Below are 22,050 nucleotides of genomic sequence, written 5' to 3'. Positions count from 1 at the left end.
GTCGCAACGCCGGCTTCGCGTCAGACCAGCGCGTTGCGGGCACGCTGCTCGTAGAGCGCCAGGAAGGCCTCGAGCAGCTGGAGCGCGGCCAGGGCGGGCAGGAGGGCGTTGGTCGGAGCGCCGAGCGCGGCCCACGGGCGTCCGTGGGCGAAGGCAGAGCCCAGCGTCCACGGAAGGAGCACCCCGAGGCTCGGCCGCGGGAGCTGCGCGTCGGCGTACGCGACGGCTGTCTCGACGCGATAGCCGCGCCGGACCTCGTCGACGTCGAGCCGACGACGACGCGCGACCATCTCGAGGGAGATCAGCCGCGCCTCGGCGGGGGGAAGGCTCGGCAGGCGGAGGTGCCGGGTCGCCGCCTCGGAGTCGGCGATGTCCTGGGCGTGCCATCGCAAGGTGCGTTCGATGCGGTCGTCGCGGCTGGCGGGTCCGAGGATCCAGTAGGCGGTGGCGAGGTTCTCCAACGCGCCGTGCGCGAGCGACCAGGTGGCCGCCGAGTGCGGGGCGTGCGCGTCGACCACGAGTGTCTTCACGGCATGCAGGTGATCGATCCCCGCGGTCAGGCACCGCCGAAGGGTCTGGCTGGTGGCGTACGGGCCGCTGGTGATGTCGTCGGCCGACAACGACGACCCGGACGCCACGGGGAACTCCTCGCGCGCGCTGCAGCGCTGCATCACACGCTCGATCAGGATGCCGTTGCTGGCCCATCTCTCCAAGGCCTGCTCATCGAGGTCGACCAGGGCGAGCTCAGGGACGGAGCGCCCCGTCGCGGTCGTGGTGGCGTGGTCGTCGAGCATGCGGGAGTCCTTGGCCGAGGGCAGTCACGGGGGTCGAGCGTTCCCGTGGAGGGCGGGGGTGCGCGTCACCGTATCGGAGCACGGACACCACGTTCCACTCGCGCGGTCGACCCGCGACGTCCGCCGTGTGTACATCGCTGTACGTTGTTGTACATGTCTACCGTCACGATGAGTCAGGCACGGGCCCAGCTGGCGGCGCTGCTGGACCGCGTCGAGGCTGGCGAGGAGATCACGATCACCCGCCACGGCCGCGCGGTGGCCCGCCTCTCCGCTCCCCGCACGGCACGAGCGGCACGCGCGGACCATCTCTTCGCGGCGGCCGACGCCATCGCCGACGAGGTCGACAGCTATCGAGGGCTCCCGCTTCCCCGCGCGCCCCGAGAGGCGGATGCGGACGCCGCGGTCCGGTCGCTCCGCGCGGACCGAGACTCTTGGTGACGGTCGCCTTCGACGCTGGCGTCGTCATCTGTGCTGCGGTCGCCGACCAGCGGGGCGCGATCCTGCTCGACGCGATCGATGCCTCGTCTCCCGACGTGCCGGTCGGGATCGGATCGACGCTGCTCTTCACCGAGGCGCTCACGGTCGCCGACGACCGTCGTGACGAGCGCCTCCGCATGATCGCGATCCTTGGCCGGCTCGCCCTCCTCCCCGTCACTCAGGACGTCGCCGTGGTGGCTGCCGCCCTCAAGCTCCGGCACCGGCTCAAGACTCCCGACGCGCTGCACCTCGCCACCGCGATCACCGCGGGTGCCGACCAGTTCGTGACGATCAACCGACGCGACTTCGGCTCGCGGATCACCGAGATCGACATCGTCCACCCGTGAGCGCTGTCCCGCCTGGCGGGCATCTGTGATGCCCGCCAGACGGGCAGCTCAGATGCCGCAGGTGGGTGCGGACCAGAAACGCGACGCGGGTGCTGCCACGTGGACGTGGTCGTCGTGACCTGGGTAGCCCGGCCCCAGGATCATCGCGAACCCGTGGTTGCGTGCCTGCTTCGCGATCGTGCAGAACCCCTGGGAGCCGGCACCGAGATCGGCGGCGTCGCCGTAGAGGTGCCGACTGTTGGACGCTCCTCCGACCGCGCTGTTGCACGACGTGCTGCGGAAGCCGCTGTTGACCGTCAGTGGTCGATCACCCAAGGCGTGGCGGAGTGCCTGGAGCTTCCACATCGTGACGAGGGCGTTCGCCCGTGCCGTCGCAGCGGACACCGCCCCGCCCGACCAGGTGCTGTTGCACCGGTTCAGCTCGGCATAGCTGAAGTTGGCCGGCGTGCAGTCGTCGTCCTGCAGCGCGTAGATCTTGGAGTACGTCTGGGCGTTCGCGACTCCGTCGGCGGTGAGACCGTACGCCTGCTGGAAGCGCGTGACGGCCGCCTTGGTGGCGGGGCCGTAGCTGCTGTCGAGGGCGAGGACACCCCCGGAGCCGGGATAGCCCGACACCCGGATCTGGAGCTGACGGACGTCGTCACCCGTCGATCCTTGGGACAGCGTGCGGGACCACGTGTAGCAGGCGTCGGCAGAGGCCGGACCGGCCGTGGCGACCACGCCGAGCGTGGTGGTGGCGATCACGAGGGCAAGTGCTGCGACGAGATGACGGATGGATCGGACCACGGTCTGCCTCCAGGGGTGAGGATCGTTGTGCCAAGGTTCGTCGCACTCGTCGATCTTGGCAACCCCCAACCGCGGGCGCACCGCCTGAGGGAGGCTGTGGACAACGCTGACGCGTGACGGTCGGTTCGCGGGACAGTTCGGCGCATGCCGCTGTTCGACCCGTACCCCGCGTCACCCGAGCAGATCCTTGCCTCGGCCGGCGAGATCGAGGGCCGCGCCACTGCCGTGGGCTCCGTCGTGGACGAGACGGTCCGCCGGGTCGTGGCGGCCTCGTCCCACGTCGAAGGGTCGCTCCTCACCGCGATCCCGCTGGGGGCGGGGCCGGTCATGGCGCTGGGTGGCCAGGTCGACGAGCGCTCCCGATACGCGGCGACCGTCGTCCGGGCCTGGGCTGTCAGCGTGACGATCTACGACGCAGGTGTGGAGGCGCTCAACACGGAGTACGACGTGGCCGCCGCCGATACTCGCGCGGCGACGACCGCCGACCTTCATCGCCGGCACGCCGTGCTGGAGGGCTCGCTCGACGACGCCGCGCGGCAGCTCGCCAGGCTCCTCGACGCCGGCCCGTCGGACGACGGCTGGCGACGGCTCGGCGGGCTCGGGCCCGTGCCTTCCTCGTACGCGCCGCCCGTGACACGGCCCCGGCGCGGCGGCGACCCCGCCGCGATCACGGCGCTGACGGTCCTGCTGGGCGATCCACGCGCCTGTCTTCCCGAGACCGGCAACGTCGCGGACTGCCTGGTCGAGGCCGCCTCGGTCCTACCGATCGGCAAGCTGCTCAAGCTCCGCAAGCTGCTCAAAGCCTTCGAGAATGCCGACGACGTCAAGGACACCAGCAACTACGTCGACGACGTCGCCGACGTCCTCGATGAGCTCCCACACGGCCGGCGGCGGCACGTTCGTACGGTCGCAACCGAGCAAGAGCTCCGCGACCTCTACGGTCGCCTCACGTCCCGAGGTCTGCCCACCGAGATCGATCGCTACGACGGAATCGCCGTCAAGCGCCCAGATGGCATCATCATCGGACTCCGGGAGGAATCACGAAGTGGTGGTGTCACGATCGACGTCATCGCTGGGGACGGCATCAAACGGAAGGTTCATATCCAATGAAGTCGGCAGATGGCCTGACCCTTGATCAAGAGATCCTCTCCAGCGGCTGCCTCGATTGGGTTGATGCCTCAGAGGTCATCGGTATCGCCCGCAATCTCGACTCCGCGTCCGCGCTCGACCCTGCGGACCTCCGCGATCTCTGCATCGGTGTCATCGCGCGGCTTTCCGCGAGCGGGTTGATCGAGATCGGTGAGCTGGGCAAGGACAGCCGATTCGTCCCCTGGGACGGAAGCGAGCCCGAGAACCTCCGCCGCCTCGCGCGCGAGTGGGCACGGCGCGCGGACCCGTACCCCCAGATGTGGGACCTCTTCTGGCTCAACACGACACCTCGCGGTGACGAGATCGGCAACGCGATCACCGACTGGGTCAACGCCGACCCCGAGACGCGAGGTCCTGCTCCCTCGGTCGACCCGGCACGGTGAGCGGGTGTCAGTTCGAGCTGGTGTCCCGCGGCAGCTTCGGGATCAGCCAGCCGAGGAACGCATCCTGGCTCCGCGTCTGCAGATAGACCCGTCCGGGGCCGGTCAGGTCGACGACGAAACCCTCCCCGCTGAGCAGCGTCGACTTCCAGCCGCCAACCTTGCGCACCTTGAAGTCGACCCCCTCGCTCCAGCCGACGAGGTGACCGGTGTCCACGACGTGCCGCTCCCCCGGCGCGAGGTCCATCGTCTCGATCGCGCCGTAGCTCGCGACGAGCAACGGCCCGGTGCCCGTGCAGCGGAGCATGAACAGACCCTCGCCACCGAAGAACGTCTTCGCGCCGCCCCACTTGCTGTCGACCTCGATCTCGGGTCCGGCGGCGAGGTAGGCCCCCGACTGGAGAAACACGGTCTCTCCGCTCAACGTCCACGTCACGATGTCGCCGGGCAGCACGGGCGCGAAGGTGATCGTGCCCGGCCCACCCTGCGCAGTGAAGGTGTTGACGAAGAACGACTCGCCACCGAGCACCGCTCGACGCAGACCCTTGAGCATGCCGCCGCCGGTCGAGGTCTGGATCTCGACGTTGGACGACATCGCCATCATCGCTCCACCCTCGGCCTTGACCGACTCGCCGGGCGAGAGGGTGCAGACGGCAGCGGCGTAGCCAGGGCGGCTGGTGATATCGATGTCCATGTGGGCAGTGTGCCAACTCCTACCGCCTTACGCTGTGGAACCACGCGTCGCGGTCTCGGGGGTCTGCACCGGTCCGTCGTCGGGTCGGCGGCGTGCCGCCCTGCGGTACGGGTGCATGGTGGTCCAGCGACGCGGTCAGCACGGCCTCCCCACCGCTCAGGTCGGACAGGCGACGCGAGAGTTCCGGCACCGCCACCGAGGGGAGGTGACCGGTGAGCACGGTGAAGCCGTCCTGAGGCGCCGATCCGGCCACCGTCCCGCCGAGCCGGCCGATGAGCGAGAGCACGCGCGCCAGCGCCTTGTCGGGGAGCTCGACCTCGTACCGGTCGATCGGCTGGCACACCTGCGTCCCGGCCCGCTCGAGCGCGGCGATGACGACGACCGCCGCGAGGTTGCGGAAGTCGGCGCCGACGCTGGACATGGCCTTGTTGAACGACTGGTGCGCGTGGCTCTGCCGAGGCCAGTAGCCCGACGTCGTCATCGTGACGAGGCAGTCGGTGACCTCCCACCCACGGAGCCCTTGTCGGAGCGCCGCCCGGGCACCTTCCTCCGTCGCAGCCACGAACGCCGGTGGGAGGTTGCCACGCTCGCTGCCCGCCGAGAACGCGACGCCGCTCCCCCGCGCTCCCGGCTCCACCCGAAGGCCGATCGTTGCCAGGTACGGATTGCCGGCGACGCAGATCTCCTCGAGCGCGTCGCCGTCGCCGACGACCCGCTCGAGGCACACCACCGAGGTCTCCGCGAACCTGACCCGCACGCCGTAACGCTCCTCGAGGACGGCGGCGATGACCTCCTTCTGCACCTCACCATGGAGCCGGACGACGGCCTCCCCCTCGACCTCGTCGACACGCAGGTCGATCAACGGGTCCTCGTCGGCGAGGTCGGCGAGCCCGGCGAACATCGTCGCCCGCTGCGTCGGGTCGTCCGGGCTGACCACGGTCTGCATCGTCGGCGGAGGAAAGCGGTACGAGGTCCGTCCCGGTGCGCTCCCCAGCACGTCGCCGATCCGGACGTCCAGCCCTCGCACCACCGCGACCTCGCCCGCCTCGACCGACCTCGTCGTCTGCAGGCCGCCGGGTCGACTCACCGCGATCTCGGTCACGGGGGCCGGGGGGAGACCGGCCGCGGTGACCTTCTCGCGCACTCGGAGCGTGCCGGACCACCATCGGACCCACGCGCGACGGCCCCGCACGTCGCGTTCGATCGCGAAGACTGTCCCGCCGGTCGGGCCCTTCGCCGCCGGAGCCGGGCGAAGGAGCGTCGTGATCGCGTCACGCAGGGCATCGATGCCGGCGCCGGTGATCGCTGAGCCGGCGAGGAGCGGGGTCACGGCCCGTCGGAGTACGGCGTCGCGGAGGCCCGCCGCGAGCTGGTCCGGCATGATCGGCCGGCCCTCGACCCAGCACGCCAGGACGTCGTCGTCAGCCGACGCGACCGCCTCGATCAGCCGCGGGTCGTCGGACTCCGCCGCCTCGACGCTCGCGTCGCGGTGCCCGATGTTCCGTACGTGCGAGAGCACGGCGACGTCGACCGTCAGCCGCCGCCGTACCTGCGAGACGACGTGGTCGAGATCGGCGCCGCGCCGGTCCACCTTGTTGACGAAGAACAGCGTCGGCACGCCGAGCCGCCGGAGGGCGCGCCAGATGGCGACCGTCTGAGGCTGTACGCCTTCGACCGCGGACACGACGAGCACCGCGGCGTCGAGGATCAGCAGCGAACGCTCCACCTCGGCGATGAAGTCCGGGTGGCCCGGCGTGTCCACGATCGTGACCGCGAGGTCGTCGAGCGCGAAGGTCGCGACGGAGGCACGGATCGTGATCCCACGCCGACGCTCCAGGTCGGAGGCATCGGTGCGGGTGGTTCCGGCGTCGACGCTGCCGAGAGCGGCAACGGCACCGGCGTCATACAGGAGTCGTTCGGTCAGGCTGGTCTTGCCGGCATCAACGTGCGCGACGACTCCGAGGGTGAGTGGGGACGAGATCACAGGGCAGCTCCACGACTGGACGGAAGACGGTCCGGGGCGTGGTCGCTGCTGGCATGCTCGTGGTGCCTCTCACTGGTGGTCGGTTGTCTGCACCCTGGCACGGCAGGCGCGAAACGGTCGAACGGATTTCGACGGACTGCCACCGGTTGCGGCCCCATGGGCCGTGACGAGACGAAACCGCCCGCGGTCTCGACGGATGCCGAGGCCGCGGGCGGCTCTCTCGTACGACGGTGTCGTACGGCGTGCCTACTGCTCCGGACGCTCGGCGAGCTGGAACTGAACGGCGCCCTCGCTGGTCACCTGGGCGTCGAGGATCTTGTCGTCGAGCACCTGCGAGGCGGCGCCGTCGAGGTAGACCTTGGCGTCTCCCGACTCGACGAGCGTGTCGCCCGGCTCTCCGACGAAGACCGCCGAGATGGCGAACCCCTCGTCCGTCGGTCCGCTGATGCGGAGCCCTCCGTCCTCGGACGGGACCTGCTTGTTGATGAGCGTCGTGACGATGTCGCTGGCGTTCTCGGTGAGGGTGAGCATGAGCTCTCCTTCCGTGGCGGTCAGATCTCCCCACCGTTCGTCGGGATGTCGGCCCGTTCAAGTCGGGCGTCCACTGGGTGGACACTCGACTCGCCTAGCGGCGGTGCGCGGTGACCCCGTCGAGCGTGATCGTGCCGTCGTCCAGGCGGATGCTCGTCGCGTACCGGAACCTCGCGCGTACGGCCGGGTCCGCGAGGTCGATCGCTCCCCCGACGTCGACGGAGAAGAGGAACTCCCACCCGGTCCCCTGGTCGGCGTACGCGGTCGCGGTGGTGCCGCGCAGCACGAAGGCGTACCGAGCACCTGCTCCCGCGAGGTCGACCGTCCCGTCAAGGTTCCCCAGCGGCTCGGCACCGGCGGTGATGAGCGTGCCGCCCACCCGAAGATCCCAGCCGACCCGGTTCAGCCCGTTGTGGTAGCGGAAGAGCAGGTAGTTGTCGGCATCCTCAGCCAGTCCGACGAACACCGTGTCCTGGTTGCCCGACTCTGCGAACGTCCCGGGATCCAGGACGAGCGCGACCTCGTCGGAGGTCGGTGACACGTCGGAGCGGAAGACGAGGTGCGTCAGCCGCGAGGCGGAGACGGCGAGCTGCCCGTCCCGTACGGCCACCTCCCCCAGCCGCGCGCCGACCGGCAGGGTCGTCCAGCGCGACAGGTCGCCGTCGAAGGTCTCGGCGAGCTCGCGGCGTGGGTACGCGCGCCTCGACGGCGCTGGCGGAAGCAGCTCCACATCGGCCATGTGGGCGCGGAGCATCGCGCGCAGGATCCGCTCGGTCACGACCTCGTCGGCGGAGATGTCCGTCGTCTCGCCGGGATCACGCGTGAGGTCGTACAGCTCCGTCCGTCCGTCACGCAGGTACTGGACGAGCTTGTGCCGACCGTGCCGCACCGCGGCGTGCGGATGGGTCCGTCCGATGAAGTGGGGATAGACCCAGAACAACGTGTCGCGCCGGAGCCGACCTCGACCCGTGAGCAGCGGCGCGATGCTCCTCCCGTCGAACTCGCGCCCGGGCCGACCACCGGCGAGGTCGAGCGCGGTCGGGAGGATGTCGATCGTGCTGGTGGGCGTCGTGTCCTGACGTCCAGGACGGATCGTCCCGGGCCACGAGGCGATCAGCGGCACGCGGATGCCGCCCTCGTACAGCTCGCCCTTGCCGCCGCGCAGCGGCACGTTGGCGTCGCGGTACGGGCCGCCGTTGTCGGCGGTGACCAGGAGGAGAGTGTCCTCGGCGATCCCCAGATCGGTGAGCGTCGCGGCGATGCGCCCGACCTGGTCGTCGATGCTCTCGAGCATCGCCGCCAGCACCGGCCGGTTGGGCGACTCGTCTGCGCCGGGCTTCGCGCGGTACTTCGCCACGAGCTCGGGCTTCGCGTCGAGGCTCGTGTGGACCGCGTAGTTCGACAGGTGGAGGAAGAACGGCTCGTCGCGGTGGCGGGTGACGAAGTCGACGGCCTCCTGCGCCAGCCGGTCGGTGAGGTACTCGCCGGGCTCACGCGCCGGGAGGCTCGGCATGAAGGAGTACGGGTGGAAGTAGTCGCCGTCGCCGATGTAGAGCTCTTCGGAGGCGATCGCCTCGTCGAAGCCGTGCGCGAAGGGGTTGCCGGGACGGTTCCGGTAGTCGCCGGAGTAGCGCTCGGTCAGGTGCCACTTGCCGATCAGGCCGGTCGTATATCCGTACGGTCCGAGAACGTCGGGCACCGTGCGGAAGTCGGTCGAGAGGTGCTTGTCGCTGGGCGCCGGCTCCCCGCGCAGGAAGTCGGTGATGCCCGTCCGCGCGGGATAGAGGCCGGTGACGAGCGCCGCGCGGGTCGGCGAGCACAACGACGCCGCCGCGTACGCCGACTCGAACCTCAGGCCTTCGCGTGCCAGACGATCGATGTGCGGGGTCTCGTTGAAGCTCGTCCCGCAGCAGCCGATCTCGTCCCAGCCGAGATCGTCGATCGAGATGACCAGGACGTTCGGTCGCCGCCGGCGTCGCCACGTCACGGCGTCCGCGCGGGTGACCGCGCTCGGCGCCACCGTCAGCGTGAGAGCACCCGCAGCGATGCCACGGAGCACGGTGCGCCGGGTGGGTTCGGGGACGTGCTCGGAGGCCTCAGGAATCGACATGGGCGTGGTCACCTTTCACTTCTGGCACGAGGTGAGTCGTGCAGCCGTTCGAGGCTAGTGACGCGTGGGGTCAGGGGTCGAGGTTCTCGGTCGGGATGAGCGAAAGGCTGCGGCAAGCGCCCGCCCCGGGACCCGAGTCCCAGGGCGGGCGGACAGCGGGCGGGGCGGTCAGTGCTGGTGCAGCGACTCGTACGCGTCGCACGCGTGGGCGTACGACTCGGCGACGACCTTCGGGTCGTGCCACCAGTACTTACGGGTGACGGCGCGATCGGCACGCTCGCTGACCTTCGTCGCCGGCGCCGGACCGGACGGCGCCGGCCGCCGCCCACCGGCGCTCCCGGTGAACGGGCCGATCAGCTCGTCTCGCGTGTACGCCTTCCCGCCGACCATCGTCAGCTCCACGCGTGCGGCCGCGTCGACGTCGGTCAACGGATCACCACGTACGCCGATGAGGTCCGCGACCTTGCCGCGTCCCAGCGTGCCGACGTCCTCGGTCACCCCGAGGTAGCGCGCGGGGTTGACGATCGCCGCCCGCAGCGCGTCGTACGGCGTCCACCCGTAGCCGACCATCTCCTGGATGTTCGCGTGAACACCGATGCCCGGGTTGTCGATCGGCGCGTCGGTGCCGACGAGCACGAGGCCGCCGGCATCGGCGATGCGCTTCATCGTGCGCACCTCGCGGCACGGCGCCGTGGCGCAGCCCGGATCGCTCGGATCGGCGTCGTTGTCGGCGACGCTCTCGAGGAGCGAGGCCCTCCTCCACGACGGCCACAGCGGCAGCCGAGGATCGGACGTGACCTCGTCCCGCGAGAGGAAGTCGGTCGTGAAGAGCGTGGTCGTGACGTTGCGCCGACCCTCGCCGTACATCGTCGGCACGTCGGCATAGCTCTGCCCCGTCGCCGTGATCGTCCGGGCGAAACCGAGGCGCTGCGTCGCCGCGAGGTGCGACGTCCCGTCCTGGCCCACGAACGCACCCGGCGAGAGGTAGTGCGACTCCGACCGCAGCCCGAGCCGGTGGGCGAAGTCGACCACCGTCTTCATCCGGTCCGCCGGGAGCCGGACGTAGGTCTTGAGGAAGTCGTAGTCGAGCGCCTTCACCCGCGCGAGCTCCCTCGCGACGTCGCTGTCGGTCTCGGTCGGGCGCATGAAGTTGTAGTAGACCCGCGAGCCGTCGATCGGCTCCCCCGTCGCGTAGAAGCGCGGACCGATCCGCGCTCCGGCGTCGAGCGCGTCGCGGTCCTCCATCGCGCGGTACGCCTGGTCGCCGACTGACAACGTCGACGTGATGCCGTACGCGAGGTTGATCCGGCCCTGCCGGTCGCCGAAGAACCGCGACTCGTACTCCTGGTGGACGTGCGAGTCCATCAGGCCGGGCATGATCGTGAGGTCCGACGCGTCGATCGCCTGCACCCCGCGATGGTTGTGACGGTCGTGCGCGGCGATGCTGCGGATGCGGTTGTTCACGACCGTGATGTCGACGTCGTGGCGCAGCCTGCGCCGCTCGCCGTCCCAGAAGGCGCCGGCGTGGACGACCGTGCGGCCGGTGGCTAGCTCGGGTCGGAATGACAGCGGCACGCGGATCGTGCGCGCCCTGCCGGTGCGTGCATCGGCGAGCCGGAGCCGGCCGTTGTTCAGATAGAGCAGGCGGCGGGAGTCACCGCTCCACGACGGCGCGTCCGCGACCTCGCCGTTGACCTGACGCGGCTGCCCCGCGGGCGTGCCGTCCGGCTGGACCGGCATCACGCGCAGCGTCGACCGGACCACGAACGCCATCTGCCGTCCGTCGGGCGACCACACCGGACCGTCGTCCCCGCGTGTGGAGATCGAGGCGTGCGTACGGCCCGGAGGATGGAAGGTCTGCTCCCCCGTGGCGACGTCGACGGCGAGGATCTGGCTCGTGCCCTCGCGGAAGCGCTGCGAGTACTGCTTCACGGCAGCGAATGCGATCGTCGACCCGTCAGCCGACCACGTGGGCCTGCCCGGACCGAACAGCGACGGGACCAGCTCGCGTACGGCACCGCTGCCGACCTCGAGCACGTACGTCGCGCCGCGCTGGTCCTGGAAAGCGACCTGCGTGCCGTCGGGCGAGAACACGCCGGAGACCTCTGCCGAATCCAGCGCGGTGAGGCGTCGCTCCGCACCCGTGCGCAGCGTACGGACGTAGAGGTCCTCGGTGCCTGCACGGTCCGACGAGTAGAGGAGCCGACGTCCGTCGGGCGAGAACGTCGGGTTGACCTCGTGGAAGTCGTCGTTCGTGAGTCGCTCCGGGCGCCCTCCGATCGGCATGATCCATAGGTCGTTGAGCGCCACGAAGGCGATGCTCGTGCCGTCGGGCGAGAGCTGGGGCGTGAGCACCCCCGTGACGTCGCGTCGGCGACGGTCGTCGAAGTCGTGCTTCTTGAGGCGGTAGTCCGCGCCGCGAAGCCGTACCTGAGCGGTGAACGGGATCTCCGACGGCTCGCCGCCGGAGGCCGCGACCTCACGGATGCCGCCGTCTGCGGCGTAGAGCAGCGTGTCGCCGTCGGTCCACTCCGGTGTGAACAGGAAGACGTCGGACCCCTGGGTGACGGGCTTCCCGTCGACCATCAGGTCCGAGCGCGTGCCCTGCTGCTCGACGTACGCGACGCGCTCACCATCCGGCGCCATCGCCGGTGACTGGAGGGTCGTTCCGGTGGCCGGGGCGGGGACAAGCACCTGCGCCGCACCGGCTCGGTCGCTCGCGGTGACCGCGTTGTCGGCGACGTACACGACGCGTCGACCGTCCGGTGACCACGACGGCGTCACCTCCTGGCCGGCACCGGTGGTCCAGCGCGTCAGCTCGCCGCTGGCGACTTCCACCGACCAGATGTCGTAGCTCCCGCTGCGGTCGGACGCGAAGACGACGTGCCGACCGTCGGGGGACCACCGTGGCTCACGGTCGTCGTACCCGCCGGTGGTGAGCTGCGTCGTGTCGCTGCCGTCGGCGTCGGACGTCCAGATGTGAAACCGACCGTCGCGGTAGGACTGGAAGACCAGCCGCCCGTCCGAGGCGACGTCGGGACGTGCGGTCTCGAGCAGCGGGTCGGTCAGGCGTCTCGCCTTCCCGCCGCCCTCCGGGACGCGGTAGAGCATCCCGTGGAGGTCCATCACCATGCTGCCGTCCGGTGCTGCCGCGACGGCGAGATTGGTCCCCTCCTCGAGGGTGACGGTGGTCGTCCGCGGCTTGGGTGCGCCGTTCGGATCGGCTTGTGCGCCCATGACGCTGGTCGCCACCAGCGCCACGGCGGCGGCTCCCACGGTGAGGGAGCGTGTCGGGACTCTCGGATGCATCACTGTCTCCTCCGCTGGTTGAGTGATGCAACGGGATGTTTCCAGTCCGTTTTCAGATGAAAAGTCGCCGCGTGGGTGATTGAGACGGGCGGTGCACTCCCTGAGCCGAGCGGTCGGTCAGGCGGGACGAGCGGAGCCTAGGGGTGGGTGAGCCGGGTCCGGGACAGGAACGCGTCGGGGCTGCGCGACTCCAGGAGCTCGAGGAGGACACCGTCTCTCGTGGTGCCGTAGCAGACCGCGGCGATGCCACCGCTGGACTCGGTGACCGGGTGGTGCCACGTCGTCGCGTCGAGGCTGCCCCGTACGGCGTCGATGCCCTCGACGTCCACGCACAGGTGGTTGACGCCGAGGTCGACCGGACGCGCGGCCGGCTCGTCGGCTCCGCCGCTCACCTCGACCGTAACGGGGCCGGGGACGTCCGCCATCGGGTGCACCTCAGCGTCCCCGACCTGGACGAGGACACCCACGAGTCCAGTGGGTGCCTCTGCGGCGACCAAGGTCACCGGCGTGCCATCGGGGCACCGTACGCGGTGGTCGCCCAGGGGCGTGCCGCCCGCGTCGACCGCGCGGGCGTACGCCTCGTCCGCATCCGTCACCGCCCACGCGAAACCCTTGACGCCGGGCGCACCAGGAAGCCGTACGGCGGGGGTCGGCGACGAGAACGCGAAGAGCTCCATGAACGCCGCGTCCGTCCGGAGCAGCACCACGTCGGCCGCTGTCCCCTCGGTGGCCAGGGACTCGTCCGCAGGGGTCGTCCCGACCGGCCAGCCGAAGGCACCGTGCTCGGTCGCGCCGAGACCCTCGACCCAGAAGCGTCGCGCTGCCTCGAGGTCGGCGACGCTGATGCCGACATGGTTGAGAGCGACGATCCGCCCGGCGTTCTCCATGCCCGGAACCTATCGGTGGTGCGGCGTGCCGGTCGACCTCTCGCGCTGACCCTGTGTGTCGGGCAAGATGTGCGCAGCGCACCGGAGGGGGGTCGGACATGTCCGCGTTCCAGGACACACTCAGCGTGTTGCTCAAGGCGCGGTTCGCCATCCTCTACGTGGAGACGTTCGAGGAGCGCCGGGTCGAGCACGAGATCGCCGCGGCTGTCGGACCTGAGGGACTGCTCCCCAAGGCCCGCCCGGTCTTCGGCTGGAGCATCACGACCGGACTCGTCGACCCGGACGGGGCGGCACAGGGCAACACGACCGATCCGGCCCGAGCTCTCGAGTCGATCCAGCGGCACACCCAGCCCGCCGTCTTCGTCTTCCGCGACCTCCACGCGCACCTGGGCGACGGGAACCGGCCGGCCGACCCAGCGATCGTTCGCCGGCTGCGTGACGTGGCGGCCGCCTTCCAGCAGGGCACCAGCGCCCGGTCGCTCATCCTGGTCTCCCCCGTGGTGCGGATCCCTCCAGAGCTCGAGAAGGACGTCTACGTCCTCGACTTTGCCCTCCCCGGAGAAGCCGACATCCGCGCGATCCTCGACAGCATCATCGCGAGCAACGCCGACGGCGGCAGGATCAAGGTCAACCTCGACGAGCCCGACAAGGACCGGATGATCAAGGCGGCCCTCGGGCTCACCGAGCTGGAGACCGAGGGCGCGTTCGCGCGTGCCATGGCCAGCAACGGACAGCTCGACGCCAGCGACATCGACGTCGTCATCCAGGAGAAGCGACAGACCGTCCGCAGGAGCGGGGTCCTCGAGTACGTCCCGTCCGACCTCGATCTCACGCAGGTCGGCGGGCTGGAGAACCTCAAGCGCTGGCTCGGGCGGCGCGCCGACTCCTGGCTCGCCGAGGCCCAGGAGTACGGGGTGCCTGCACCGAAGGGTGTCCTCATCACCGGCGTGCCCGGCTGCGGCAAGTCACTCACCGCGAAGGCCGTGGCCTCCGCCTGGGGGATGCCCCTGCTCCGCCTGGACATCGGCAAGGTGTTCGCCGGCCTCGTCGGCTCGAGCGAGCAGAACATCCGGAGCGCGATCCGAGCGGCCGAGGCTGCCGCACCGGCCGTTCTGTGGATCGACGAGATCGAGAAGGGCTTCGCCGGCGTGTCCGGCGGCGGAGGTGACTCCGGGACGTCGGCTCGGGTGTTCGGCACGTTCTTGACCTGGATGCAGGAGAAGTCCACGCCGGTCTTCGTGATCGCGACCGCCAACGACGTCCAGTCCCTGCCACCCGAGTTCCTCCGCAAGGGCAGGTTCGACGAGATCTTCTTCGTCGACCTTCCCGATCCGGTCGAACGCGACGAGATCTGGCGGCTCCAGATGATCAAGCACATCGGCAACGCCCCCGCGCACGCCTCCTTCACGCCGGACGACCAGCTGGTCGCCGATCTCGTCGACGCGACACAGGACTTCTCGGGTGCCGAGATCGAAGAGGCCGTCATCGCGTCCCTCTTCGACGCGTTCGCGCAGAAGCGCGCGATCCGGGGAGCCGATCTGAGACTCGCGGTGGAGCGGACGGTCCCCTTGAGCATCACCCAGCGGGAGGCGGTCGCCGCGATGCGTTCGTGGGCGGGCCGACGCGCTGTCTCGGCCAGTCTGCAGACCGCACTACGCGAGCCCGACGTCGTGCCCGGCCCCGTCCCGGAGATTCCCGCACCTTTCGAGTCCGGTGGACGCCGGATCGACTACTAGGACGGACGCGCATGAGTCTTGAGATCCTGCTGATCCCTCTTGCCATGGCGGCCGTCGGCGCCGCCAAGGCAGCGATCGACGACGGTCCGCGGGGCCTGGGGCCGAGGGAGCTGACGGTCAGGTCACGACTGAGCGACGGAAGCCTGGTCGCCGCAGCACTCGCCGACCTGGACGCGACGGTGAGCGTGACGAGCCCCGACGAGATCCGTGCGTCCTTCGATGCGCGCGCCGTGTCGATGGACCGCAACGACGAGGGCCTGTGGGTCGCCCGGTTCGACGAGACCTGGACCGAGGAGGAGGCCCTGGGTCTCGTCACGGGCCTCGACACGGCCTACCGCGTGTGCGTTCAACGCGAGGTCGTACGCAAGATTCGGGAGCGAGCACCGGCGGCCGGCCTGTCCATCGCCGAGGAGTCGGTGGACGACGACTCCATCACCCTCGTGCTGGACGTGAGGAGCGACTGATGGCGCCACGCAAACAGCTTCGCGTCCGTGTCGCGCGAGACGGCACGGTCTCGGCCGAGACGATCGGGTTCACCGGTCCGGAGTGCCTGGATCAGGTGGCCGTGCTCGAGGATCTCCTCGACGCGCTCTCGAGCTCCAGCTCCTTCACCGAGGAGTACTGGCAGACCGACCACGTCCAAGAGGAGGGGCAGAGCCTTGACACAGGACGCGGGTGACATCCTTCTCGCTCAGCAGTCGACCCGGTGGAAGGTGGCGAACAGCCTCTGGCTCGCCGTCCTCGTGCTGGGCTTCGGGTGCTTTTCCTTCGTCGGCTGGATCTGGGCGGCACTGCTCGCGCAGTCACGGGTGGTCTCGCGGGCGGCAGTGCTCTGGAGCAGCCTCGGGATTGCCGTTTTCATCGCCATCGGCGCGACGCCGGGCACTGAGGCCGACCCCTACGAGATGGCCGAGCCCTGGGGCACGATCGTGATCGTGGCCATGGCCGTGGCGTGGGTCGGAGGCCTCATCCACGCAGGGATTCTCTGGCGTACCGTCCTCAAGGAGCGCCTACTCCGGCTGGACCGGATCGCCTGGGCGGTCGCCGAGCACCGGAGTTCTCAGCCGCCGGTCCCATGGTCGACCTCGCCCCCACCTCCCCCGGCGCCCTTCCTCGGAGTCAGCGCAGCCGACTACTACGGGCCACCGACCTCCGCGCCTCCTCCGCAGCCCCCCGCCTACCTCGACATCAACGCCGCCCCCGCCGACGCCATCGCGTTCCTCCCCCGCATCGGTCCCCAGGTCGCCGGGCAGATCGTCGCTGCCCGCACTCGCACGGGCGGGTTCCGTGACCTCGACGACCTCGCAACCTCCGCACAGCTCCAACCGCACCAGGTCGCCGGGATCCGGGGCTCCGTGACGTTCGGGCCCTTCAACCCTCAGCGACCACCTCAGGGTCCTGGGCGTGTCCTCGACATCTAGCCCCGTGCGGGTCGCTCGCTCGATCCCCCGGACGACGGCCGAAGGCCCCGGCACCCGCTTCGCGCTGTGGGTGCAGGGCTGCACCCTGCAGTGCCCGGGCTGCTTCAACCCTCACCTCTGGACCCAGCGCGGTGGCGACCTCGTCGCCCCGGAGACCTTGCTCGACGCTGTTCCCGCCGATGTCGAAGGCGTCACGCTGCTGGGTGGGGAGCCGTTCGAACAGGCCGGCCCTCTCGCCGTCTTCGCAGCCCTGGTCCGGCAACGTGGACAGAGCGTCATGACGTTCACGGGGTTCACCCTCGACGACCTCCGGGGGAAGGAGAGCGGCGACCTCGACGCGTTGATCGCGCAGACCGACCTTCTCGTCGACGGGCCCTTCCTCAAGGATCGCGTCGACCGTGCGAGGCCATGGGTCGGCTCGCGCAATCAGCGCTTCCACGCGCTCGGACCGCGATACCGCACGCTGGTCGACGAGCTCGACGGCATCGGCGATCGTCTGGAGATCCGCGTGAGCGCCGACGGGACCGTCAGCGTGAACGGGTGGGCGCCGACCGCCACCCTCGACCTGATCTTGGCGGACCTCGGCCGCAGGCAGTCGCGGACGCGACGATGACGGCGCGCCCGTGACCGCCTGACCTGCTCACCGCATCCGCAGCAGCCGCGCCTCCCCCGCCCGCAGAGTCAGACCACCAGAGCGCTGACGCGACCAGTCGTCGTCGCCGGGGTCGTACGCCTCCGTCTCGGCGGGCAGGGTGAGGCTGACGCGAGCGCGGTCGCGCCGTGAGTAGTTGGCGACGAGCGTGTGCAGCCGGTCGTCGGCATCGACGAACCGGCCCAGGACGACCGGGTCACCGCTGACGGCGGAGACGAGCGCGTCGCCCTCGAACGGCGCGAGTCCCGCAGGCGGGTTCGCCAGCCCGGCGACCTGCACCGCGGTGGAGGTCAGCTCCAGCATCTGCTTGCCGAGCGGTGCGAGATAGTCGGCGTTGACCTGCTTCGTGTCGCGATAGAGACCGGTGCGCCTGCCCTCGACGGTGATGAGGCCGTTCGTGAACGCCTCGCCACGCGCGGGGTCCGGCGTCCAGTACGTGAAGTACTGGATGCCCTTGCACCCGTACGCCAGGCTGATCGAGATCTGCCACAGCAGGTCCGCCTTGGTCGGGATCGCGTGGTTCGCATAGCCGACGCTCTGGATGTAGATCCACGGGTCACGCCCGCGCTTGAGCGCGGCAGCCCGCACCTGCGCCCAGTTGTCGAAGTAGCCCAGGTCCTCCCCGCTGGCCAGGATCGGATAGCGGTCGAACGAGAGCACCGGCGAGTCGATGTCGCGGGCCGCCTGCTCGTAGCCGGCGCCGAAACCGGGGAAGAGATTCACGTACGACAACGCGTCGGCGTACGCGTCGTTGGCCATCGCCACCGCCTTCGCCACCAGCGGCAGGCGGGCCACGCTTGGCTCGTCGAAGAGGTGCAGGCCGGCGAAGGCGCCGTACCCCGATCCAGCGGGCAACCGCCACGCGCCGAGACCCTCGTCGAAGCTGTCGCGGAACAGCGTCGCTCCCCCGGCGCCGGTGATCACGACGTTGTCGAAGTACGCCGACTCCGAGCCCGCCTCGCGGAATCCGGCCGAGCCGGCGGCGTGCGTGCTGTCGGTGGTCGTGTCGACCAGCACGCCGTCGATGCGGGTGGTGATCGTCGATCCGCTCAGCGCCGTCTCGACGTGATAGGTCCGACCCTCCTCGAGCTGGTACGGCAGCGCGACCTGCGTGACGGTCGGGGTGCCGTTGACGAATACCGCCTTCTTGAGCACGGCCTTGCCGTTGCTCCCCTGGGTGGAGAGCAGCCACACGTACGCGTTGGCCTCGTCCTTGATCCGGAACGCCCACCCGGCCTGCGCGTAGCTGCCCGCACCGGTACGAAGCGGCTCGGTGTCGAAGGCGAACGTGTAGTCCTGCCACGCCGCACCGTCCGCGACCCATCCGATCGAGCCGCTGCCGCTCCCCCGCAGCACGTGCAGGCGGCCGCCGACCGTGCGCCACGACGGCGCGTAGCGGTTGACGGCGTTGGTGATCCGCTGGCGCAGCTCGTCCTCGCTGATCGTGAACGGCTGGGCCGGATCGCCGACGTTCATGGTCTGCAGCAGCCACTTGATCTCGGGATCCTCGACGAGGACGTGGACGCCGGCCTCGTCGGCGACACGCAGCATGTGCGTCGTGATCTGGACGTCGGAGTTCGAGTAGTTGCCACCGTGGACATAGGTGAAGCCCGCCTCGGCGATCTCGCGGTAGCGCTCGACCGTCGTCTCGGTCGGCGGCGGCGGCCAGAACAGGCCGATCGGGAACCGCCCGTCGTTCATGATCGGGCCGCCGGTCGTGGCCGACGCAGCGCGGGCGAGTGCGGCTGCCGCGGTGGCGGCACCAGCGGCGGCCGCGGTGGCTCCGGTCGTCGCGCTCGCCGCTCCGCCGCCGAACGGCGACGCGACCCCGGCGGCCACCAGGGCTCCGCCGAGTGCGAGGAAGGACTTGCGACTGAGTCCGTCGGCGGGCGGGTCGGATTCTGCGGTCATGGGTCCCCCTGGGTCAGTGTTGGCCGGTCGTGTCGGTGCGGGTGTGGGTGCGGCGTCGTTCGGGTCGGCGTGGCCGGACGGCACGCTCGGTCACGGACAGGAGCTGGACGGTGCGGTCGTAGTCGTGCTGTCCCACGGCGAGATAGAGCATCTCGACGACGGCGAGCTCGGAGTGACGGGACGCGAGCGGACCGTCTTGGAAGGTCGTCGCCTCCGCGACGGTGACCAGGACGTTGTCGGCGAGTGCGGCCAGCCGGGACCGTGGCCTCGCGGTCACGGCGACCGTGAGCGCGCCGCGGTCTCGTGCGGTGGCGAGCATGTCGAGCGTCTCGTCGGTCTCTCCCGAGTACGAGATCGCGATCGCGACGTCCCCGTCACCGAGCTGCGCGGCTGCGACGAGGCCGTCGTGGACATCGGCGTACGTCCAGCACGCGATGCCGATGCGGCTCAACCGGAGCTCGAGCTCACGGGCCATCACCCCGCTGCCGCTGACCGCGTACACGTGGACGCGCTTGGCGCCGCTGATCGCTCCGGCTGCTGCCGCGACGGCGTCGAGGTCGAGTCCCGCGAGGGTCGAGTGCATGGCACGGGCGCCGACCGCCTCGAGGGTGCGGGCCACGTCGGCGAGCGAGTCGCCGGGGGCGATCTCGCGACTGATGTCGGCGTTCCAGCTGCCGTAGGCCGTCGCGGCCGCCTCCCTGATGACGCTGACCCGCAGGCTGGGATAGCCGTCGAGACCGAGCGTGCGGCAGAGGCGAGACACCGCCCCCGTCGAGGTGCCGGCGCTGGCGGCGAGATCGCTGATCGTTCCCGCTACCGCGGAGTGCGGGTCGTCGAGGATGCACTCCGCGGTGAGACGCGTCGACTCGGGCAGGTCCGGCACGAGCATGCGCATCCGGGCGAGGACCCCGCCTGTCGCCCCTGTGATGCCGGTCACAGTCATGACAAGGACTATCGCGCGCCGTCGTCGTACGCGCAAGAGGCGATAGGGATTCTCAGCAAGTCAACCGTGCCCGCCCGCGCTCTCAGTAGCCGAACACGTGCGCGCTGGTGACGTCGATCTCCCGCCGCGCTTCGCCGAAGAAGGCACCGACCCGATGGGCGACGCGGACGAACGGGCGCTCCCGAACGGTTCCGTCGGCGCGCGTGTTCGCCTGAGGAACGATCAGGAAGAGGTGTTGCGCATCCGGCGCGACATGCGTCTTCCACACGTCCTTGAGGTCGTGGTTGTTCGTGACCGTGCCGCCCCGTTCGACCTCGGCAATGACGCCGCGCCCGGTCGCGAGCGGGTAGAAGAAGTCGGGCCGGGCCCGCGTGACGAGGCCGTCCTGCGGTGTCAGCACGATCTCCTCGCCGAACCCGAGCCGCGTACGGAGAAGCATCGCGACCAGACTCTGGATGGCAGCGCTCTTCGCTCCGTAGACATGGGCGGCCGCGATGTCCTCGACGCTCGTCTCCAGGTATGTCCGCAGGTCCGAGGCGAGCGGGTCCACCGCCGCCAGCTACCCTGCTCGACGGCGGTCAGTGCGTGCTTGGCGAAGCGGACGTACTCGACCACGCCCCGCAGCTTCGCAGCTCGGACGCAGCGGAGCTACTCGGAGCGGCGGGCGGGTCTCCCCCGGCTCAACTCATCGACTCAGATGTCGGTCGGCATCATCGCCGTGCCGCTCTTCATCCGCTCGCGGAAGCTGCCGGTCGGGAACTCCCGGTCCTTCAGCTTCTCCATGAAGCCCCGCAGCGTGCGCGTCCCGTACGCCGGCGCAACGTGGTCGACGACCGACCAGTACTTCGCGGCCTCGAGGTAGTAGGCCACCGGCGCGACCTTCTTGCTCATCTTGCCGATGCGCCGCAGCCGCGCGATCTTCTTGTCCCACGTCGTCATCGCCACCACGTCCCACTGCGGCTCGCGGCCGGTGATGTCGAACATCATCTGCCCGGCGTCCTTGAGGGTCACCACGTTGTCCTCGACCCAGGGGCCGCCGACGGGGAGGACGCGACCGTACGCGTCGGCCGCCAGCACCTGGTTGGTGATGAACTCCGCGAGGTCCTCGCGGGCGATCGGGTTGACCACGTTGTACTCGCCGTGGTCGAAGATCCGGTACGGCAGCCCGTTCTTGACGTCGCCGAACGTCATCGACAGATAGGGGTAGTACGCCGTCGGTCGGACGATGGTCCACGGCAGCGCCCCGTGGTGCTGCCCCATGAGCTCGCCCTCGACCTGCAGCTTGTAGACCTGCGGGATCAGCTCCGGCCTGTAGGCGCCGAAGTCGCTGACCTGGATGAACTGCTGCACCTCGTGGGCGACGGCGGCCTTGATGCCGTTGACGACGGCCTGGTAGTCGACGAGCTCGCACTCCTCGGCGTCGTTCGGGCGGCGCCCGCTGAGCAGGGAGATGACGACGGCGGTCGGGGCCACCGCCACCGCGTTCACGACGTCGTCCAGACGCGTCGGGTCGCCGGCGACGACCTCGGCCTCAGCAAACTCGGCGTCGTCCTTCACCGACGCGTCACGCGCCAGCACCACCGGTCGGTAGCCCCGGCGAGCCAGCTCGGGCACCAGCGCCCGGCCGATGTAGCCCGTGCCCCCGAGCACCAGCACGCGTTCGCCGCTGCCCTGGCCGGCCGGACCGGTGACGTAGGTGTCGGACGACGTGGAGAGCAGTCGGGCTCGCAGGTCCTCGCTGTGCTGGAGGGCTGCGTCGGTATCGAGGGAGGTGATCGTGCTGTAGGCCATAGGCGAATCGTATATCTTATTGCGCCTCGCCGGGCCGGTTTCGTGGCCCTTTCCCACGCGTCCGAGCGGCCGGCCGGGAGGTGAGCAGCGGTGTGACGCATTTCACCTTACGGTGACCTTCATCCACTCTTCATCACCAGAAGCAAGG

General features: G+C 70.1%; 21 protein-coding genes. 9 read left to right on the top strand and 12 right to left on the bottom strand.

Annotated elements, in window-relative coordinates; all coding sequences use genetic code 11:
• Positions 1-20 precede the first annotated feature (20 nt).
• Positions 21-794 carry a hypothetical protein gene (locus tag KV100_RS03340; protein ID WP_220341480.1) on the bottom strand — a complete coding sequence of 258 codons (774 nt, stop codon included), beginning with the start codon at positions 792-794 and terminating at the stop codon, positions 21-23.
• Positions 795-947: 153 nt separating this feature from the next.
• Between KV100_RS03340 and KV100_RS03335 the strand changes: the two genes are divergently transcribed.
• Both KV100_RS03335 and KV100_RS03330 read left to right on the top strand, forming a co-directional pair.
• Positions 948-1,232: a type II toxin-antitoxin system Phd/YefM family antitoxin gene (locus tag KV100_RS03335; RefSeq protein ID WP_220341479.1), complete on the top strand. Its 285-nt coding sequence runs from the start codon at positions 948-950 to the stop codon at positions 1,230-1,232.
• Positions 1,229-1,618, top strand: a complete 390-nt coding sequence (locus KV100_RS03330) for a PIN domain-containing protein (RefSeq protein WP_220341478.1) — start codon at positions 1,229-1,231, stop codon at positions 1,616-1,618. Before KV100_RS03335 ends, KV100_RS03330 begins: the two co-directional genes overlap by 4 nt.
• Positions 1,619-1,666: 48 nt before the next feature.
• Here KV100_RS03330 and KV100_RS03325 read toward each other — a convergent pair whose 3' ends face one another.
• Positions 1,667-2,404: a D-Ala-D-Ala carboxypeptidase family metallohydrolase gene (locus KV100_RS03325; RefSeq protein WP_220341477.1), complete on the bottom strand. Its 738-nt coding sequence runs from the start codon at positions 2,402-2,404 to the stop codon at positions 1,667-1,669.
• Positions 2,405-2,548: 144 nt separating this feature from the next.
• Here KV100_RS03325 and KV100_RS03320 point away from each other — a divergent pair, with 144 nt between their 5' ends.
• Together KV100_RS03320 and KV100_RS03315 are read left to right on the top strand one after the other, a co-directional pair.
• The gene (locus KV100_RS03320; RefSeq protein WP_220341476.1) at positions 2,549-3,514 is read left to right on the top strand and encodes a hypothetical protein; all 966 of its coding nucleotides are present in this window, start codon (positions 2,549-2,551) and stop codon (positions 3,512-3,514) included.
• Positions 3,511-3,936, top strand: a complete 426-nt coding sequence (locus KV100_RS03315; RefSeq protein WP_220341475.1) for a hypothetical protein — start codon at positions 3,511-3,513, stop codon at positions 3,934-3,936. The genes KV100_RS03320 and KV100_RS03315 overlap by 4 nt, the downstream gene beginning before the upstream one ends.
• Before the next feature lie 7 nt (positions 3,937-3,943).
• Here the strand turns inward: KV100_RS03315 and KV100_RS03310 are convergent, their stop codons facing one another.
• The 6 genes from KV100_RS03310 to KV100_RS03285 all read right to left on the bottom strand — a co-directional run bounded on the left by KV100_RS03310 (position 3,944) and on the right by KV100_RS03285 (position 13,448).
• Positions 3,944-4,627 (bottom strand): TIGR00266 family protein, encoded by a 684-nt coding sequence (locus tag KV100_RS03310; RefSeq protein WP_220341474.1) that lies wholly within the window; start codon positions 4,625-4,627, stop codon positions 3,944-3,946.
• A gap of 19 nt (positions 4,628-4,646) precedes the next feature.
• Positions 4,647-6,611 (bottom strand): translation factor GTPase family protein, encoded by a 1,965-nt coding sequence (locus KV100_RS20005; protein WP_220341473.1) that lies wholly within the window; start codon positions 6,609-6,611, stop codon positions 4,647-4,649.
• 246 nt (positions 6,612-6,857) lie between these two features.
• Positions 6,858-7,142, bottom strand: coding sequence for a Fe-S cluster assembly protein HesB (locus KV100_RS03300; protein ID WP_220341472.1), 285 nt, complete (start codon positions 7,140-7,142; stop codon positions 6,858-6,860).
• 94 nt (positions 7,143-7,236) lie between these two features.
• Positions 7,237-9,264: a sulfatase gene (locus tag KV100_RS03295; RefSeq protein ID WP_220341471.1), complete on the bottom strand. Its 2,028-nt coding sequence runs from the start codon at positions 9,262-9,264 to the stop codon at positions 7,237-7,239.
• A gap of 156 nt (positions 9,265-9,420) precedes the next feature.
• A complete protein-coding gene (locus tag KV100_RS03290) occupies positions 9,421-12,561 on the bottom strand; it encodes an amidohydrolase family protein (RefSeq protein WP_220341470.1) in 3,141 nt (1,046 codons plus the stop codon).
• Between the two features lie 137 nt (positions 12,562-12,698).
• On the bottom strand, positions 12,699-13,448 hold the full coding sequence (locus tag KV100_RS03285; protein WP_220341469.1) for a VOC family protein: 750 nt from the start codon (positions 13,446-13,448) through the stop codon (positions 12,699-12,701).
• Between the two features lie 98 nt (positions 13,449-13,546).
• On the opposite strand from KV100_RS03285, the gene KV100_RS03280 reads away from it, so the two are divergent.
• The 5 genes from KV100_RS03280 to KV100_RS03260 are packed head-to-tail and all read left to right on the top strand — an operon-like array spanning position 13,547 to position 17,218.
• Positions 13,547-15,184 (top strand): AAA family ATPase, encoded by a 1,638-nt coding sequence (locus KV100_RS03280; protein ID WP_220341468.1) that lies wholly within the window; start codon positions 13,547-13,549, stop codon positions 15,182-15,184.
• A gap of 11 nt (positions 15,185-15,195) precedes the next feature.
• Positions 15,196-15,648, top strand: a complete 453-nt coding sequence (locus tag KV100_RS03275) for a hypothetical protein (RefSeq protein ID WP_220341467.1) — start codon at positions 15,196-15,198, stop codon at positions 15,646-15,648.
• Positions 15,648-15,863, top strand: a complete 216-nt coding sequence (locus tag KV100_RS03270) for a DUF2997 domain-containing protein (protein ID WP_220341466.1) — start codon at positions 15,648-15,650, stop codon at positions 15,861-15,863. The genes KV100_RS03275 and KV100_RS03270 overlap by 1 nt, the downstream gene beginning before the upstream one ends.
• Positions 15,844-16,605: a helix-hairpin-helix domain-containing protein gene (locus KV100_RS03265; protein ID WP_220341465.1), complete on the top strand. Its 762-nt coding sequence runs from the start codon at positions 15,844-15,846 to the stop codon at positions 16,603-16,605. The genes KV100_RS03270 and KV100_RS03265 overlap by 20 nt, the downstream gene beginning before the upstream one ends.
• Positions 16,589-17,218 carry a 4Fe-4S single cluster domain-containing protein gene (locus KV100_RS03260; protein WP_220341464.1) on the top strand — a complete coding sequence of 210 codons (630 nt, stop codon included), beginning with the start codon at positions 16,589-16,591 and terminating at the stop codon, positions 17,216-17,218. Before KV100_RS03265 ends, KV100_RS03260 begins: the two co-directional genes overlap by 17 nt.
• Positions 17,219-17,245: 27 nt before the next feature.
• On the opposite strand, the gene KV100_RS03255 is transcribed toward KV100_RS03260, so the two are convergent.
• The 4 genes from KV100_RS03255 to KV100_RS03240 all read right to left on the bottom strand — a co-directional run bounded on the left by KV100_RS03255 (position 17,246) and on the right by KV100_RS03240 (position 21,902).
• Positions 17,246-19,168 carry a hypothetical protein gene (locus KV100_RS03255; RefSeq protein ID WP_220341463.1) on the bottom strand — a complete coding sequence of 641 codons (1,923 nt, stop codon included), beginning with the start codon at positions 19,166-19,168 and terminating at the stop codon, positions 17,246-17,248.
• Positions 19,169-19,181: 13 nt separating this feature from the next.
• The gene (locus tag KV100_RS03250) at positions 19,182-20,111 is read right to left on the bottom strand and encodes a MurR/RpiR family transcriptional regulator (protein ID WP_220341462.1); all 930 of its coding nucleotides are present in this window, start codon (positions 20,109-20,111) and stop codon (positions 19,182-19,184) included.
• An 82-nt stretch (positions 20,112-20,193) separates the two neighbouring features.
• Positions 20,194-20,661 (bottom strand): hypothetical protein, encoded by a 468-nt coding sequence (locus KV100_RS03245; protein ID WP_220341461.1) that lies wholly within the window; start codon positions 20,659-20,661, stop codon positions 20,194-20,196.
• 143 nt (positions 20,662-20,804) lie between these two features.
• Positions 20,805-21,902, bottom strand: coding sequence for an NAD(P)H-binding protein (locus KV100_RS03240; RefSeq protein ID WP_220341460.1), 1,098 nt, complete (start codon positions 21,900-21,902; stop codon positions 20,805-20,807).
• Between the last annotated feature and the right edge of the window lie 148 nt (positions 21,903-22,050).

Origin of the sequence: Mumia sp. zg.B21 (genome assembly GCF_019550855.1) — a bacterium.
Lineage (GTDB): Bacteria > Actinomycetota > Actinomycetes > Propionibacteriales > Nocardioidaceae > Mumia.
Note: the sequence above shows the minus strand (reverse complement) of the source record. Positions and strands in the feature narration are given on the sequence as shown.